Genomic DNA, 14,099 nt, shown 5'->3' with positions numbered 1-14,099 from the left:
CTGTGTCTCCTGTCGTGTGTTAGCGGATAAGGCTTGCTTCTAGCAGTTCTTCAACATCGGATTCCCTGAACCTGAGTCCGTGTGTATCTACCGTAACTTCGTTCTTGTTGAGGACTCCGGTTCCCGAGTACCTATAGCAGCGAAGTTCGCCGCTTTGCACCAGACGTATGACCTGATTGGTGCCTAGCCCGAGCATGTTCCTTACGTCTATGAGGTTCATCATCTTCGTCATATCTAATCTCTCCTATCGTGTGTGCTGTATGTGCTTAGCGTTCAGTCCTTCTGTCCAAAGCCATTCATTAGCAATCGGTACGTCTCCGGTACTGAGATTCGCAGTTGGTTAACCTCGTCAACACTTGCGTTCACCCGACCCGCCTTGATGCCTTGGTACAAAGCCTGACGACTGATTTTCAGTATGGCCGCGCATTGCTTCACGCTATACATCGCTTCGGGCATGTTCACGTAGCCCATTCGCTTTCACCGCCTTTCTGTGGATTGACTTTCTGTTTGCTCTCTCAATATCTTAGAAACGGAATGGCAGGGGTTATTCATTGCGTCCTTGTAACAATCATGTAACGGTTTTGTAACGATTGCGATTATTGATAAACCGAGCATCAGACGTACTAATCCGCGTGCCGATGGTCTGGAAGTGCAATACCTTACATAATCAGTATACAGATGGACAATGCCGAAGTCAATACAATTCTTCTTGTTCGAGCTAGTAACATCGGAGAATATACGCCGATTCAGCGTTAAATCTGTGTCGTGGTGGTGTCTGATAGAGAAAGAGGGCCATCCATACCGGATAGCCCTCGCAATAGCTTACGTGGCATTGTGGCTCGTCTGAGGCTAACTTAGAGCATCGTCCATCGCCGTAGCTCCGGTTCCGCCCATACCATCTAGCAGGTGAGAGTAAGTGTCTAGCGTTATGGTGATTGTGGCATGACCTAGCATCTCTTGTACGACCTTCGGATGCACGCCTTTGGTGAGCATGAGACTAGCTGCCGTATGACGAGTAGCGGCATGAAAAGTGGTGTCGGGTATGCGGGCTTTACGCAGGTTGGGTTTGAAACTCCTGTCCATGAAGTTCTTAGGGTGAAGGTGGCGACCAACCTTGTTCACGAATACGGGTGAATCGCCTTCTACAGAGTGTCCCTCATCGCTCATACGGTCCTTGTGAGCTATCAAGGCTTCGGTTGCTATCGTGGTCAAGGCGATGCTTCTACGGCTCCGCTTGGTCTTGGTGGACTCGTAGGTTTGACCGTACCCCGTAACCAAAGCACGCCTAACCCTAACCATCCGGTTATCTAGGTCTATGTCGGACCAGTAAAGCCCTAGCAATTCCCCTTGACGCATCCCGGTACTTATCGCCAACACGTAGAGGGCGTGGAGCCTATCCGACTTGGACGCTTCTAGTAAAGCCTTAGCCTGTTGACGGTTAAGCGGGTTCACTTCCGGCGACTCCCGACGCGGCAAGCTAACACCCTCGCAAGCGTTACGGGTAATCAGTTCCCAATCTATCGCTTGCTTCAAAGCACGCCTCAACAGTGTGTGTACGTTCGTAACCGTCTTTGCGGATAGACCTCTATTGAGCAATGCGCCGTAGAAGTCTTGCACGTTCCTAGTGCTGAGTTCGCGTAGCTTGACGTTGCCGATAGCTGGCACGATATGACGACCGACGATGCAGCGGTAGCTTTCGTATGTTCTACGCTTGACCGCGTGCCTTACCGTCTGGTCGTGCAATCCTTCCAAGAATTCCTTGATGGTGAGTTCCGTTGGCTTGACCTTCGGCGTTTGGTCCTTCGCGTCCTCAATCGCCTTCGCCAGCTTAACCGCTACCTCTTCGCGGCTCTTCCCGTAGATGCTCCGGCGTTTGGTCCCGGTGTCCGTCTCTACGCTGTATTTCGCCTCGTAGCGCCCATCCTTACGGCGCTTGATGCCCTTACCCATCTGCCCCCGCTTTCGGTGTCGGGGGTCCGTATCAGCGGCTTATGTCGTCAGAGAGTGTCGTCAAACCCTCTAACTCGGGTTGCTCACATCCGCGATTATGCTGCGACGCGGGGTGGAGCAGTCTGGTAGCTCGTCGGGCTCATAACCCGAAGGTCGTAGGTTCAAATCCTACCCCCGCTACTACAGAGGTCCGGCAAACGCCGGGCCTCTTCTTTTTCTGCGCGCCCCGGATCACCTCGCGCCGTCGATAAAGTCGATCAAGAACTCGCGGAACTCCTCCGGGCGCTCGACGTGCGGGGTGTGGCCGCAGCCCTCAAGGACCTCTTCTCGGTAGGACCCGCCGGCCGCGGCGTACTCGTCCAGCACGGCCCGCGTCTGGGAGAGCATCGGCTGAGGGGGGAAGGCCTCCTCGCCGGGCCAGCCCGGCACGGCCTCCATCCTGCCCAGGGTGCCGAAATCCAAAAGGGAGGCGTCGGAGACTATCGCGTCCGCTGAACCCCGGACCCAGATCACGGGCGGCTTCGGTTCTATTCGGGCGAAGCCGGAGACGTCGCAGTACTTCGGTGAGATGGCGTTGTTCATGCCCCTCTCGCCGGGGGCCACGCCGGGCCAGTTCTCCGAGGTCGTCATGTCGCCCGGGTAGTTGTCGTCGCCGGTCGCCGTGGAGAGGACGGAGGAGAGCAGGATCTCCTCGCGCTCCGGCGGGGCTTTGAAGGGTGGGGCGAAGTAGAAGTTGTTCATGACGTTTCTCGGGGAGTTAGGGTCGGTCTCGGTCCGGTCCCTGGCGGCGAGTCGGCCGACGAACTCGGGGTTGGCGGTGCCGCCGCCCGACCCGGCGAAGTCGGGCCAGCAGGGCGTCCCGGCCGCGTCTTTGGTGCCGCCGAAACCGTAGGGGCTCATGGGGTTGACGAGGGCGAGCGAGGCGATAGCTTCGGGACGGTCGATCGCGTACTGCATCGCGACCGTCCCGCCCGCCGACCACCCGACCAGGTGGACCGGACGTTCGAGGCCGAGTGACTCCACGAGCGCGAAAAGGTCGTCCGAGAAGTCGGCGACCCCACGGGTGGCGTCGAGCGGCTTCGTCTCGGAGGCGCCGAAACCGCGCAGGTCGGGGGCGAGACCTCTGTAACCGGGCAGCGCCGCCAGCGTCTCCTCGAAGAACCGCCCGCTCGAGGCGTTGCCGTGGACGAAGAGAACGGGGACGCCGTCTTCCGGGCCGCTGTGGAGGAGGTGCGTGGCCAACCTCGAGGTCCGCACGGTCGTCGAACGTACCCCTTCGATCAGGCCCTCAGTGGTCATGCGTTCCCCTTCCGGTGGTGTGGACCTTCTCCCGTCCAATCTAGCGGGATCGTTCGCCCGACGCCACGGGTGGTCGGCGTCGACGGGATTGGCGGGGACGTTTGCGTCGATGGCTCGGGTCGTTTTTCTAGTTTAAGAAGGCAGGGGGTAGGGTAGTCAGTTCTGGTAATCGTGTGCAAAGATTTTTGGACGAGAGTGGGAAAGGACAGAGCATGACCGAGACGAGCAGCCAGGGTTCGAGCCCGTTGAAGACCGACAAGGGCGTTACCAACATAAGCGACGCGGTGGTCGCCCAGATCGCGGGTATCGCGGCGCAGGAGATCGAGAAGGTACAGATGGGCGGCGGGGCCAGCGCGGCCGTCGGCAGCTTCCTGTCGAGCGTGACCGGCAGCGCCCCCGGCGGCAACGCCTCTAAGGGCGTCTCCGTGGAGGTCGGCCAGGAAGAGGCGGCCATCGACCTGACCATGGCCATCGAGTACGGGCAGTCGATCCCGCAACTGACGGAGGCCGCGCGCCGCAACGTCATCAACAAGGTCGAGAGCCTCGTGGGCCTGCGCGTGACCGAGGTGAACATCGTCGTCAACGACGTGCAGGTGCCCGAGGAACGCCCGAGGCTCGGGGAGCAGGAGCAGACCGAGGAGATGGCCCGGCGTCAGGAGCAGCGCGCCTAGCGGTTCGCTTCGCGAACCGCGCTGTCAGCCATCAGCTGTCAGCTTTTAGCTTTCCGTTGACGGAGCGCCGCCGGGGGTAAACCGCCCCGGCGGCGCTCCGTTTTTCAGGAACCCCACGAGAAACGTAGTCCGCGCGGTCCATCGCCCCGAAACGACCGGCTGACGGCCGAAAGCTGACGGCTGACAGCTTCCTATAAACTGCACCCATGGCATCGGACGACTTCGTGGGCGGTGTGCGGCTGACGGCGGAGCGCCACGGCATGGACCTGGGACGGCCGCTCGTCCTCGTCTCCGGCGGCCCGGACTCCGTTGCTCTTCTGAGGGCGGTTGTCGCCCTCGGCGGGGAGCCGGCGGTGCTCCACGTCGATCACGGGCTGCGCGGGGGGGAGTCCGGGCGGGATGCCGGGTTCGTGCGCCGGCTGTGCGACGGGCTCGGGGTTCGCTGTGAGATCGCCGAAATCGACCTTTCGGGGACGTCCAACCTGCAAGAGCGGGCGCGCGACGAGAGGTACAGGCTCGCGCGGGAGGTCGCGGCCCGGTTCGGGCTGCGGGTCGTGGCGACCGGGCACACCGCGGACGACGTAGCCGAGACCGTCATCCTGAACCTCGCGCGCGGGACCGGGATGCGCGGCCTCGCCGGCATCCCTCCCGTGCGCGGCGGCATAGTGCGCCCCCTGATCGAACGCACGCGCCAGGAGGTCCTCCGCTACCTCGCCGAACTCGACCAGCCCTACCGCACGGATTCCACGAACCTTTCGGCCAAGTACGCCCGCAATCGCGTCCGCCTGGAAGTGTTGCCCGTCCTGGAGAAGCTGCATCCCGGCGCGGCCCGGAACCTGGCCCGGGCCGCCTCCACGGTTCGCGAAGACCTCGCGGCTCTGGAGGGGCTCGCCGCCGCCGCGGTCGAGGAGAGGGGGGGTGAGGCCGTCCTGGCCCGTGGGGCTCTTCAGGGGCTCCCGCCGGCCCTAAGGCGCCACGCCGTGCGCGCCGCCTACTCGAAGGTGCTTCCCGGCGCGCCGCCGCCCGAGTTCCGGCACGTCGAGGCTGTTCTCGCGCTCCGGGAGACCGGTTCCGGTACCCGTTTGCTCGATCTGCCCGGCGGGGTCGTCGCCGCCGCGCGCGGGGACGGTGAGATCTCCTTCTACTTGCGGGCCGAACCGCTGGCCGGAGAGCAGGTGCTGGATGAGGGGGAGACCTCGTTGGGGGGGTGGGAGATCCATGCGGAAGAAGTCGCCCGGTTCGACGCGGGGGACGCCGCGCGGCCCGGGGTGGCCTACCTCGACGCTTCCCTGGGGCCTTACCGCGTGCGGGCGGTGCGGGAGGGGGATATGATCCGGCCGTTGGGCCTCGGCGGGACGAAGAAGGTGCTGCGGGCGATGATGGACAGGAAGGTGCCCAAAGACGTGAGGCGCCGGACGCCGGTGGTGGTCGACCGGCTGGGCGAGGTGGCCTGGGTCCCCTTCGGCGAGCTCGGCGAGGGGTTCGGTGTAAAGACGCAGACAGGACGGATACTCAAAGTGGAGGTGGCGAAGAGCCCGTGGACATGTCCAGCATGATGCCAGACGTGAAGGAAGTCTTGATCCCCTCCTCCGAGGTGCAGGCCAAAGTGCGCGAGTTGGGCGCCCGGATCACGGAGGACTACGAGGGCGAGAGGCCGCTGCTCGTCGGCGTCCTGCGCGGCGCCGTCGTGGTCATGAGCGACCTCATGCGCAACATCGATTTGCCGTGCGAGCTCGACTTCATGGACATAAGCTCCTACGGCTCCGGCACCTCTTCCAGCGGCGTGGTCCGGATCCTCAAGGACCTCGAAGAAGACGTGACGGGCCGCCACGTCCTCGTGGTCGAAGACATCATCGACACCGGCCTCACCCTCTCTTACCTCATGCGTTCCCTTAAGGCCAGAAAACCAGCCTCTTTAGAGATCTGCGCCCTGCTCACCAAACCTTCCCGCCGCAAGGTCGACCTCGACGTCAAGTACCTCGGCTTCGAGGTCCCCGACGAATTCGTGGTCGGCTACGGCCTCGACTTCGCCGGCGCCTACCGCAACCTCCCGGATATCTGTATCTTGAAAGAGGAAGTCTTCGCGTCCTAGAGGCTTCAGGCTTCGGGTCGCCTCCTTCGGAGGCTGTCAGGCCTCAGATCTTCGATCGCGAACCCCGGCCCGAAAAGCACCCCTGATGCCCAAAGCCTGTAACCTGAAGCCTGCGGCCTGAAACCTGATGCCTTTGTGAACGTACAGGGTCCCTGTAAGCCGGCAGGTAGTATAATCCGCCTGTCCTAAACGCATTCAGGGAAGGTAAAGAGGTTTTGGGCAGAATCCTTAGAGGCGGCGGGTTACTCTATTTCATCATCCTCATAGTCCTCGCCGTCGTTCTGGTGAACATGCTGAGCCGGGGGAACCCGGAGGTGCGCGAGCTCGACTCCCAGCAGTGGCAGCAGGCCGTGCAAGACGGGCGCCTCGTCAACGTCCAGGACAAGACGAGCGAGGACCGGCTGACAGTCCTCGACGAGGACCAGACGGTCAAGGGCCTCGTGGAGCCCAAGGGCGGCGGCGAGCCCGTCAACTTCGAGCACTCCTACACGCAGCTCACGGACATCGCGAACCAGCTCGACGAGCAGAACATCGCCTACGACGTGGACCCGCAGAACACGGGCTTCTGGCTCACGCTGCTCGGCACGCTCGCGCCGATACTGCTGATCGTCCTGTTCTTCGTCCTGTTCATGAGCTCCATGCAGGGGGGCGGCAACCGGGTGATGAGCTTCGGCAAGAGCCGGGCGCGCAAGATGACCAAGGACTCGCCGAAGGTCACGTTCTCCGACGTCGCGGGGGCAGAGGAGGCCGTGCAGGAGCTCACGGAAATCAAGGAGTTCCTGGAGTCACCCCAGAAGTTCCAGAAGCTCGGCGCCAGGATACCCAAGGGCGCCCTCCTAGTCGGCCCTCCGGGAACGGGCAAGACGTTGCTCGCGCGGGCCGTGGCGGGCGAGGCGGGGGTGCCGTTCTTCAGCATATCGGGCTCCGACTTCGTCGAGATGTTCGTCGGCGTCGGCGCGAGCCGGGTGCGCGACCTGTTCGAGCAGGCCAAGCAGAACTCGCCGTGCATCATCTTCATGGACGAGATCGACGCCGTCGGTAGGCAGAGGGGCGCCGGCCTCGGTGGCGGGCACGACGAGCGCGAGCAGACCCTCAACCAGCTGCTCGTCGAGATGGACGGGTTCGACTCGAAGAGCGGGATCATCATGCTCGCGGCGACGAACCGGGCGGACATCCTCGACCCGGCGCTCTTGCGTCCGGGGCGTTTCGACCGGCAGATAGTGGTGGACCGGCCGGACCTTCCGGGGCGGGAGCAGATCTTGCGCGTCCACACCCGCGGCAAGCCGCTCGGCCCGGACATCGAGGTCGGCACGCTCGCCAGGGGAACGCCGGGCTTCACGGGCGCGGACCTCGCCAACCTCGTCAACGAGGCGGCGCTCCTGGCGGCCCGCCACGACAAGGACCAGATCGAGATGGAGGAGATGGAGGAGGCCATCGACCGCGTCATCGCGGGGCCGGAGCGCAAGACCAGGCTCATCTCCGAGAAGGAGAAGGAGATCACGGCCTACCACGAGGCCGGACACGCCGTCGTCGGCGCCCTGCTGCCCGAGGCCGATCCGGTCCACAAGATCTCCATAATCCCGCGCGGCCAGGCGCTCGGCGTCACCATGAGCCTTCCGACCGAGGACCGCTTCATGATGAGCCGTGGCCAGCTCATGGCCCAGCTCGCGATGATGCTCGGCGGCCGGGCCGCCGAGAGGGTAACCTTCGACGAGATCACCACGGGCGCCTCCAACGACCTGGAGCGGGTGACGCAGACGGCCCGCCAGATGGTCACGAGGTACGGGATGAGCGAGAAGCTGGGTCCCATGGCGCTCGGGCACCAGCAGGGGCAGGTCTTTATGGGGCGGGACTTCAACAACCAGCCCGACTACTCGGACGAGATCGCCTTCCAGATAGACAAGGAGATCCGGCGCATAGTCGACGAGTCTTACGACACGGCGGAGGACTTGCTGGTCCGAAACCGCGAGCTGATGAACCGGCTCTCGGCAGACCTGATCGAGTACGAGACCGTCGACGCCAAGCACCTCAAGCGTCTGGTGGAGGAGTACGCCGTGGACAACGTCTCACCGAACGGCGCTATCCCCGACGGCGACGGCCACCAGCGGAACCGCTTCCTGGACTAACGTGTCCCGCGAACGGGCGACGCGCCGAGGGGCGAGGGCCGGGAACCCGCTGCAGGGTCCCGGCCCCGCCCTTTTCGGCATCCTGAACGTAACCCCCGACTCCTTTTCGGACGGCGGCGACTTCCTCGACCCGGAGGCCGCCGCACGCCACGCCGCGGGCATGCTCGAAGAAGGCGCCGACGCCATAGACATCGGCGGCGAATCCACCAGGCCCGGCTCAGACCCCGTTACCGAAGAAGAAGAGCTTCGCAGGGTAGTCCCCGTGATCCGGGCGATCCTCCAAGCCCATCCCGATGCCGGCGTCTCCGTGGACACCTACCGCGCTTCCACCGCCGAAGCCGCCCTCGAAGCGGGGGCGCGAATCGTCAACGACGTGACCGCGCTGCGGGGTGATCGGCGCATGGCCGCGCTCGTCGCGGACGCCGGTTGTCCCCTCATCCTGATGCACATGCTCGGCGAACCGAAGACCATGCAAAAAGAACCCCGCTACGACGACGTGGTGCGCGAGGTGCGAGACTTCCTGGCGCGGCGGGCCGACCACGCCATCGCGGCCGGCGTGGACGCCGAGAACGTAGCACTCGATCCCGGCATAGGGTTCGGAAAGACCCTGGAGCACAACCTCGCGCTCCTCCGTAACCTCGAAGCCATAGTTGGCCTCGGATTCCCCGTTCTTTTGGGCGCTTCGCGCAAGAGGTTCCTCGGCAGGATCACGGGCACAGAGGAGGCGAAGGACCGGGTCTTCGGCACGGTGGCGACCACCGTTCTCGGCTACGAGAGAGGCGCCACCCTCTTTCGCGTCCACGACGTCAGGGCAAACCGGGAGGCGCTCGCCGTCGCGGAGGCCGTCTGGAGGGTTTGAAACCTTCGTAGCGTCCTTTGAGGGGGTAGACTGGACCCGCTCATCGGGGATGAGAAGGAGGATAAGCCAGGATGTTCGAGCGGTTCACCGAACGGGCCCGGAAGGTGGTCGTGCTTGCCCAGGACGAGGCCGCGCGTCTCAGGCACGATTACATAGGCACGGAACATCTGCTGATGGGTCTGATCCGCGAGGAGGAAGGCGTGGCGGCCCAAGCTCTGCGTGCCTGTGGCGCCACCCTCGATGGAGTTCGTGAGCAGGTAGAGAACATCGTAGGGTTCGGTGACGAGGAAACCGGCTCCCAGGCGCCGTTTACGCAGGGCTCCAAGGACGTTCTGGAACTCTCTCTCGGAGAGTCGCTTCGTCTCGGGCACAACTACATAGGCACCGAGCATATCCTGCTCGGGTTGCTGGCCGAAGGCGGGGGTGTCTCCACGACAGCGCTCTCCAACCTCGGCATCGAGCCGGAAAAGATTCGTGGAGAGACTCTGCGCAGGATGGGCGGAGGGACCCGCTTTCGGTCACGGGCGACTCCATCCCCGCTAGGCTGGGCGCGGGGGGCGCTCCAGAGGTCGTTCGGCCGCTATCCGCGGGAAGAGGACCGGGCATCGTTCGAAAAGTTCACGGAGCGGGCCCGCAAGGTCGTGGTGCTCGCGCAGGACGAGGCCCGTCACTTCAACCACAACTACATAGGCACCGAACATATCCTGCTGGGCCTGATCCGCGAAGAAGACGGCATAGCCGCCGAGGTTCTGGAGGCGCTCGGGGTACACCTGGACGAGGCGCGCGAGCAGGTCGAGAGCATCGTCGGCTACGGCGAAGAGATGACAGGCGCCCAGGCGCCCTTCACGCCCCGCGTCAACAAGGTCTTGCGGATCGCGCTCAGGGAGGCCGCGCAGCTCGGCCACGACTACGTCAGCACCGAGCACGTCCTGCTCGGGTTGGTGCGCGAGTCCGAGGGTGTCGCCGCCCGCGTGCTCCTGAACCTGGACGTGGACCCCGATGTCGTTCGCCGCGAGGTCATGCGCAGGCTTGCTGGCAGCGGAGTCGAGTACGATTCGCTAGACCAAGTCGGGCGGAGCACGGAGGAAGCAGGCTGGAAGCTGTTCCGGGGGAAGGTGGAGGGGATCAGGGCGGAGTTGAACCTCCCGCGCCCGCTGACCGTAAGCGCCGATGCAGACTACTCTTACCGGGTCTCACCGGAGTTCGCGGTCGGGTCGACCAGCGTAGAATTGGGGGACGTCGCGGACATGATCCGGGACGAACTCCTCGAGACCGAAGCCCGAAGCCTGGAGGCCGCGGCAATGGCGCTGGGCGAGCGGTTGATGGGATCGTTCCCCGCGATGCTGGAGCTCGGCGTCACCATCTCCGGTGCTCCGGAACCGGCGAACCCACCCGCTTCCACCTTCTCCGTCTCCACCACGTTCCGCAGGTGACCCGTGCCTTCCTGAGCCTCGGCAGCAACCTCGGCGACAGGATGGCGTACCTGCGGGCGGCCGTCGATGCCCTCGGACGCGGACCTTCTATGGAGGTTCGCGGCGTGTCGAAGGTCTACGAGACGGCGCCCGTCGAGGTGGACGGAGACCAGCCCGACTACCTGAACCGCGTCGTCGATCTGGAGTGCGGGGTTTCTGCCGTCGAGCTCCTGCGCTTCTGCCAGGGCGTCGAGGCGGCGCTGGGCCGGGAACGGAAAGGCGAGAAGGCCCCGCGGACGGTGGACGTAGACGTGTTGCTGTTCGGGAATGAGGAAATAGATGAACCGGATTTCGGGGTGCCGCACCGGGGGATCCCGCGCGCCTTCAACCTCGTTGGCCTCGCGGACCTCGACCCGGATCTGTATATTCCTGGCCGTGGCGCGGTCGGAGACTTGCTGGCCTCCGCTGATTTGACGGGCATACGGGAGTTCGGGAAGGGCGTGTAGGGTGTTAATGGCGGTCGACATCGGGAACACGCAGACGGTACTCGGGCTTTTTGATGGTGAGGAGACGCGCGGGCAGTGGCGCGTCTCCACCGAGGAGCACAGGACCGCGGACGAGCTCGCCGTCGTCTTCGCGGGCTTGCTGGAGATGCAGGGGCTCAGGCTCGGACAGGTACACGCCATGATCGTCTCGAGCGTCGTGCCGGCCCTCACCCGCTCCTACAAGGACCTGGCATCCAAGGTCTTCGACGTGCCCTTCTACGGCGTCACGGCCGGGATGAAGACCGGCCTCACGAACCGCTACGACGATCCCGGGGCGGTGGGCGCCGACAGGATAGTGAATGCCGTGGCGACGGGCAAACATTACGGTTTCCCGGCGATCATCGTGGACATCGGGACGGCCACCACCGTCGAGGCGGTAGACGCCGAGAGCAACTACCTCGGCGGCGCCATCCTTACTGGCCTGAACGTCGCCCTCGAAGCCCTCGTCGCCAGGACGGCCAAGCTCCCGAGCGTGGACCTCGAAGAGGCGCCGCGAAGGGTCATTGCCACCAACACACCCGACTCCCTGCGGAGCGGCTTCATCTACGGCTACGCCGGCGCCCTGGACGCCCTGATCCGGCGCAGCCGCGAAGAGATGAACTCCGATAACCCACACGTAATAGCCACCGGCGGCCCGGCCGGCGTCGTGGTCCCGTACTGCGAGGAGATACAGACCTTCGACCCGGATCTCACGCTGAAGGGACTCCGCGTTCTCTACGAGATAAACTCGTAGAGAGCACGTCGCCTACGGCGGCTTATCAGCCCGGCGCTGTCGCGCCTTGTCAGCCCGCTCCAGCCTTCGGCTTTCGCTTTCAGCACGTCCCCTTCGGGGACTTTCAGCGAGTCGTCTGTACACGTTACGCCTCCCGACACCCGAACCGCTTCGTCATGCGCGGCCCGGTCTGGCCTTACGCAGCAAGAAGCTGACGGGCTGAGAGCGAGGACTGCGGAGCAGGCCGACGCGTGCCGAAAGCGGAGCCCATAGGGCGTAGCGTGCTGAAAGCTGCCAAAGGCAGCGTGCCGAAACGCGCAGCGTTTCGCATTGACAGCTTTCTGACCCGCCCGTATAATCTCGCGGCTCATGACCGACAGAAACCAAGAACTCGTTACCCCCGAGGGGCTGGAGAAGCTTCAGAAGGAGCTCTCTTACCTCATGGACGTCCGTCGCAAGGAGGTTGCCGACCGCATCCGGCAGGCGCGGGAGTTTGGGGACATCTCGGAGAACTCCGAGTACGACGATGCGAAGGCCGAGCAGGGGCTTCTGGAGCGTAGGATCAGCGAGATCCAACGCCGCGTCCGAAACGCGAAGGTCGTGGACCCTTCCCAGGCCGACGCCAGCTCGGTCGACCTCGGGACGCGGGTCACGTTGCGGGGCGTCGACGGCGGTCAGGAGCGGACCTTCCAGATCGTGGGCGCGAACGAGTCCGATCCGGGGAGCGGCAAGCTCTCCCACGCCTCGCCCGTCGGCCGCGCGGTGCTCAAGCGCAAGGTGGGCGAGAAGGTAACGGTCTCGACCCCGCGCGGCGCGACGGAGTACGAGATCGTCAACGTCGAGGCGGCGAGCTAACACCTCCGGCCTCGAAGTTCCCCGAGTTTTCCGTAAACTACCCCTAGTGGAGCGACGTATGGGCGACACCGGCATCCCCGTACCCTCATGGGCCGAGAGGGTGGCCGACAGGCTGGGCGGCGGCCCTCACGTGGTCGTCACCGGCATAAGCCCCTCCGGCCACATCCACAACCTGCGCGAGGTCCTGGTCGCCGAAGCCGTGGCGAACGCCCTCAGGAACAGGGGCGAAGAGGTCCGCTTCGTCTTCCACGCGGACACCATAGACCCCTTGCGCAAGGTGGCCCCCGGGGTTCCGGAGAGCTACGAGGAGTATTTCGGCCACAGCCTCTCGCGCGTCCCGGACCCGGAGGGCTGCCACGCGTCCTACTCCGACCACTTCCTCGTCCCGTTCGAGGAGGCGCTTCACGAGATGGGCATGGACATAGAGGTCCTCCGCTCGCACGAGCTGTACGAGGACGGCGTCTACACGGACGTCACGCGCGAGGCGATCGAGCACACGGAGCGGTTGCGCGGCATCCTTCAGGAGGCAAGCGGGCGCGAGATGCCCGGACACTGGTCACCGTACCTGCCGCGCAGGACCTCCGGAAAGTTGACCGGCGCCCGCGTTCTGGAGCACCTGCCCGAGGAGCACTGCGTCGTCTTCGTTGACGAGGACGGTTTCGAGGAGACCGCCGACTACTCGAAAGGGGAGGGCAAGCTCGGCTGGCGGGTCGAGCTCGCGGCGCGGTGGAAGGCGCTCGGCGTCACGTTCGAGCCTTTCGGCAAGGACCACACCAGCCGCGGGGGCTCGACCGACACGGCGGACAGGATGAGCCGCGAGGTCTTCCATTACCCGATCCCCGGCCGCTTCGAGTACGAGTGGAACTACATAAAGGGCCAGGGCGCGATGAGCAGCTCCAAGGGCATAGTGCTCCTGCCGAAGGACCTGCTGAAGATCATGCCGCCCGACGCTCTGCGGCGCCTCTTCCTGGGCCGCGACCCGGCCCGCGCCATCGAGCTGGACCTCTGGGAAGGCTTTCCCCGCTTCATGGACGAGTTCAACGAGGAGACGGGGGGGAGCGAGGTCCCTTTCAACCACCTCGCGCTCGTCGCCCAGACGGTAGGAGAGGACGTCGAAGCGGCGGCCACGATGCTCCGGCGCGGGGGCTACGAAGGGGCGGCCGGGGACCCCGAGCAGCTCGCGCAGGACCTCTACTACGCCCGCAACTGGGCGCGCGACTGGGCGCCCGAATCCATGAGGATCGGGCTTTTAGAGCCGGAGGAGTCGCGCGAGTTCGCGGCCGGGCTCGACGCGGAGCAGCGCGAGTACCTCGGCGCCGTCGCCGCGAGCCTCGGGCCGGAGATGGGCGGGGACGAGGTGCAGGACCTTCTCTACTCAACCGCCGTCGGACGCGGCCTGAAGCCCAAGCGGGCCTTCGCCGCCGTCTACAAGACGCTGCTCGGCAAGACCAGCGGGCCGAAGGCCGGGCCGTTTATAGCGGGCTTGCCGCCCGAGGAGGTGCATCGGAGGTTCTTAGGTTCTTAGGGGTGCTTGCCGGGACGGGGTCCGATCCCCAAACCCTCAAAGCCTTAGAGCCT

General features: G+C 64.5%; 13 protein-coding genes and 1 tRNA gene. 11 read left to right on the top strand and 3 right to left on the bottom strand.

Annotated features, from left to right (window positions below; all coding sequences use genetic code 11):
* Positions 1-19: 19 nt before the first annotated feature.
* Both GBA63_RS14605 and GBA63_RS14600 read right to left on the bottom strand, forming a co-directional pair.
* The gene (locus tag GBA63_RS14605; protein ID WP_166177196.1) at positions 20-232 is read right to left on the bottom strand and encodes a MerR family transcriptional regulator; all 213 of its coding nucleotides are present in this window, start codon (positions 230-232) and stop codon (positions 20-22) included.
* 617 nt (positions 233-849) lie between these two features.
* Positions 850-1,950 (bottom strand): tyrosine-type recombinase/integrase, encoded by a 1,101-nt coding sequence (locus tag GBA63_RS14600; RefSeq protein WP_166177194.1) that lies wholly within the window; start codon positions 1,948-1,950, stop codon positions 850-852.
* A 106-nt stretch (positions 1,951-2,056) separates the two neighbouring features.
* Between GBA63_RS14600 and GBA63_RS14595 the strand changes: the two genes are divergently transcribed.
* A tRNA-Met gene (locus GBA63_RS14595) sits at positions 2,057-2,130 on the top strand.
* Between the two features lie 51 nt (positions 2,131-2,181).
* Here the strand turns inward: GBA63_RS14595 and GBA63_RS14590 are convergent.
* Positions 2,182-3,249: an alpha/beta fold hydrolase gene (locus tag GBA63_RS14590; protein ID WP_166177192.1), complete on the bottom strand. Its 1,068-nt coding sequence runs from the start codon at positions 3,247-3,249 to the stop codon at positions 2,182-2,184.
* 212 nt (positions 3,250-3,461) lie between these two features.
* Here GBA63_RS14590 and GBA63_RS14585 point away from each other — a divergent pair, with 212 nt between their 5' ends.
* The 10 genes from GBA63_RS14585 to lysS all read left to right on the top strand — a co-directional run bounded on the left by GBA63_RS14585 (position 3,462) and on the right by lysS (position 14,046).
* A complete protein-coding gene (locus GBA63_RS14585) occupies positions 3,462-3,920 on the top strand; it encodes an Asp23/Gls24 family envelope stress response protein (protein ID WP_166177190.1) in 459 nt (152 codons plus the stop codon).
* Between the two features lie 206 nt (positions 3,921-4,126).
* Positions 4,127-5,476: a tRNA lysidine(34) synthetase TilS gene (gene tilS, locus GBA63_RS14580; protein WP_166177188.1), complete on the top strand. Its 1,350-nt coding sequence runs from the start codon at positions 4,127-4,129 to the stop codon at positions 5,474-5,476.
* Positions 5,473-6,012 carry a hypoxanthine phosphoribosyltransferase gene (hpt, locus tag GBA63_RS14575; protein ID WP_166180233.1) on the top strand — a complete coding sequence of 180 codons (540 nt, stop codon included), beginning with the start codon at positions 5,473-5,475 and terminating at the stop codon, positions 6,010-6,012. Before tilS ends, hpt begins: the two co-directional genes overlap by 4 nt.
* Positions 6,013-6,227: 215 nt before the next feature.
* Positions 6,228-8,138, top strand: a complete 1,911-nt coding sequence (gene ftsH / locus GBA63_RS14570) for an ATP-dependent zinc metalloprotease FtsH (protein ID WP_207956810.1) — start codon at positions 6,228-6,230, stop codon at positions 8,136-8,138.
* A 1-nt stretch (position 8,139) separates the two neighbouring features.
* Positions 8,140-8,997, top strand: coding sequence for a dihydropteroate synthase (gene folP / locus GBA63_RS14565; protein ID WP_207956809.1), 858 nt, complete (start codon positions 8,140-8,142; stop codon positions 8,995-8,997).
* 71 nt (positions 8,998-9,068) lie between these two features.
* Positions 9,069-10,430 carry a Clp protease N-terminal domain-containing protein gene (locus GBA63_RS24190; RefSeq protein ID WP_323127015.1) on the top strand — a complete coding sequence of 454 codons (1,362 nt, stop codon included), beginning with the start codon at positions 9,069-9,071 and terminating at the stop codon, positions 10,428-10,430.
* Positions 10,427-10,915, top strand: coding sequence for a 2-amino-4-hydroxy-6-hydroxymethyldihydropteridine diphosphokinase (folK, locus tag GBA63_RS14555; RefSeq protein WP_207956808.1), 489 nt, complete (start codon positions 10,427-10,429; stop codon positions 10,913-10,915). The genes GBA63_RS24190 and folK overlap by 4 nt, the downstream gene beginning before the upstream one ends.
* A gap of 7 nt (positions 10,916-10,922) precedes the next feature.
* Positions 10,923-11,687, top strand: a complete 765-nt coding sequence (locus tag GBA63_RS14550) for a type III pantothenate kinase (RefSeq protein ID WP_166177186.1) — start codon at positions 10,923-10,925, stop codon at positions 11,685-11,687.
* Between the two features lie 348 nt (positions 11,688-12,035).
* A complete protein-coding gene (greA, locus tag GBA63_RS14545) occupies positions 12,036-12,521 on the top strand; it encodes a transcription elongation factor GreA (RefSeq protein ID WP_166177184.1) in 486 nt (161 codons plus the stop codon).
* A 58-nt stretch (positions 12,522-12,579) separates the two neighbouring features.
* The gene (gene lysS / locus GBA63_RS14540) at positions 12,580-14,046 is read left to right on the top strand and encodes a lysine--tRNA ligase (RefSeq protein WP_166177182.1); all 1,467 of its coding nucleotides are present in this window, start codon (positions 12,580-12,582) and stop codon (positions 14,044-14,046) included.
* Positions 14,047-14,099: the final 53 nt, after the last annotated feature.

Source organism: Rubrobacter tropicus (genome assembly GCF_011492945.1).
Classification (GTDB): Bacteria; Actinomycetota; Rubrobacteria; order Rubrobacterales; family Rubrobacteraceae; genus Rubrobacter_D; species Rubrobacter_D tropicus.
Note: the sequence above shows the minus strand (reverse complement) of the source record. Positions and strands in the feature narration are given on the sequence as shown.

Excerpts from the sequence above, each read along its gene's own strand:
- GBA63_RS14605 (WP_166177196.1), bottom strand. The coding sequence starts at position 232 with ATGACGAAGATGATGAACCTCATAGACGTAAGGAACATGCTCGGGCTA.
- GBA63_RS14600 (WP_166177194.1), bottom strand. The coding sequence starts at position 1,950 with ATGGGTAAGGGCATCAAGCGCCGTAAGGATGGGCGCTACGAGGCGAAA.
- GBA63_RS14590 (WP_166177192.1), bottom strand. The coding sequence starts at position 3,249 with ATGACCACTGAGGGCCTGATCGAAGGGGTACGTTCGACGACCGTGCGG.
- GBA63_RS14585 (WP_166177190.1), top strand. The coding sequence starts at position 3,462 with ATGACCGAGACGAGCAGCCAGGGTTCGAGCCCGTTGAAGACCGACAAG.
- tilS (WP_166177188.1), top strand. The coding sequence starts at position 4,127 with ATGGCATCGGACGACTTCGTGGGCGGTGTGCGGCTGACGGCGGAGCGC.
- hpt (WP_166180233.1), top strand. The coding sequence starts at position 5,473 with ATGATGCCAGACGTGAAGGAAGTCTTGATCCCCTCCTCCGAGGTGCAG.
- GBA63_RS24190 (WP_323127015.1), top strand. The coding sequence starts at position 9,069 with ATGTTCGAGCGGTTCACCGAACGGGCCCGGAAGGTGGTCGTGCTTGCC.
- GBA63_RS14550 (WP_166177186.1), top strand. The coding sequence starts at position 10,923 with ATGGCGGTCGACATCGGGAACACGCAGACGGTACTCGGGCTTTTTGAT.
- greA (WP_166177184.1), top strand. The coding sequence starts at position 12,036 with ATGACCGACAGAAACCAAGAACTCGTTACCCCCGAGGGGCTGGAGAAG.
- lysS (WP_166177182.1), top strand. The coding sequence starts at position 12,580 with ATGGGCGACACCGGCATCCCCGTACCCTCATGGGCCGAGAGGGTGGCC.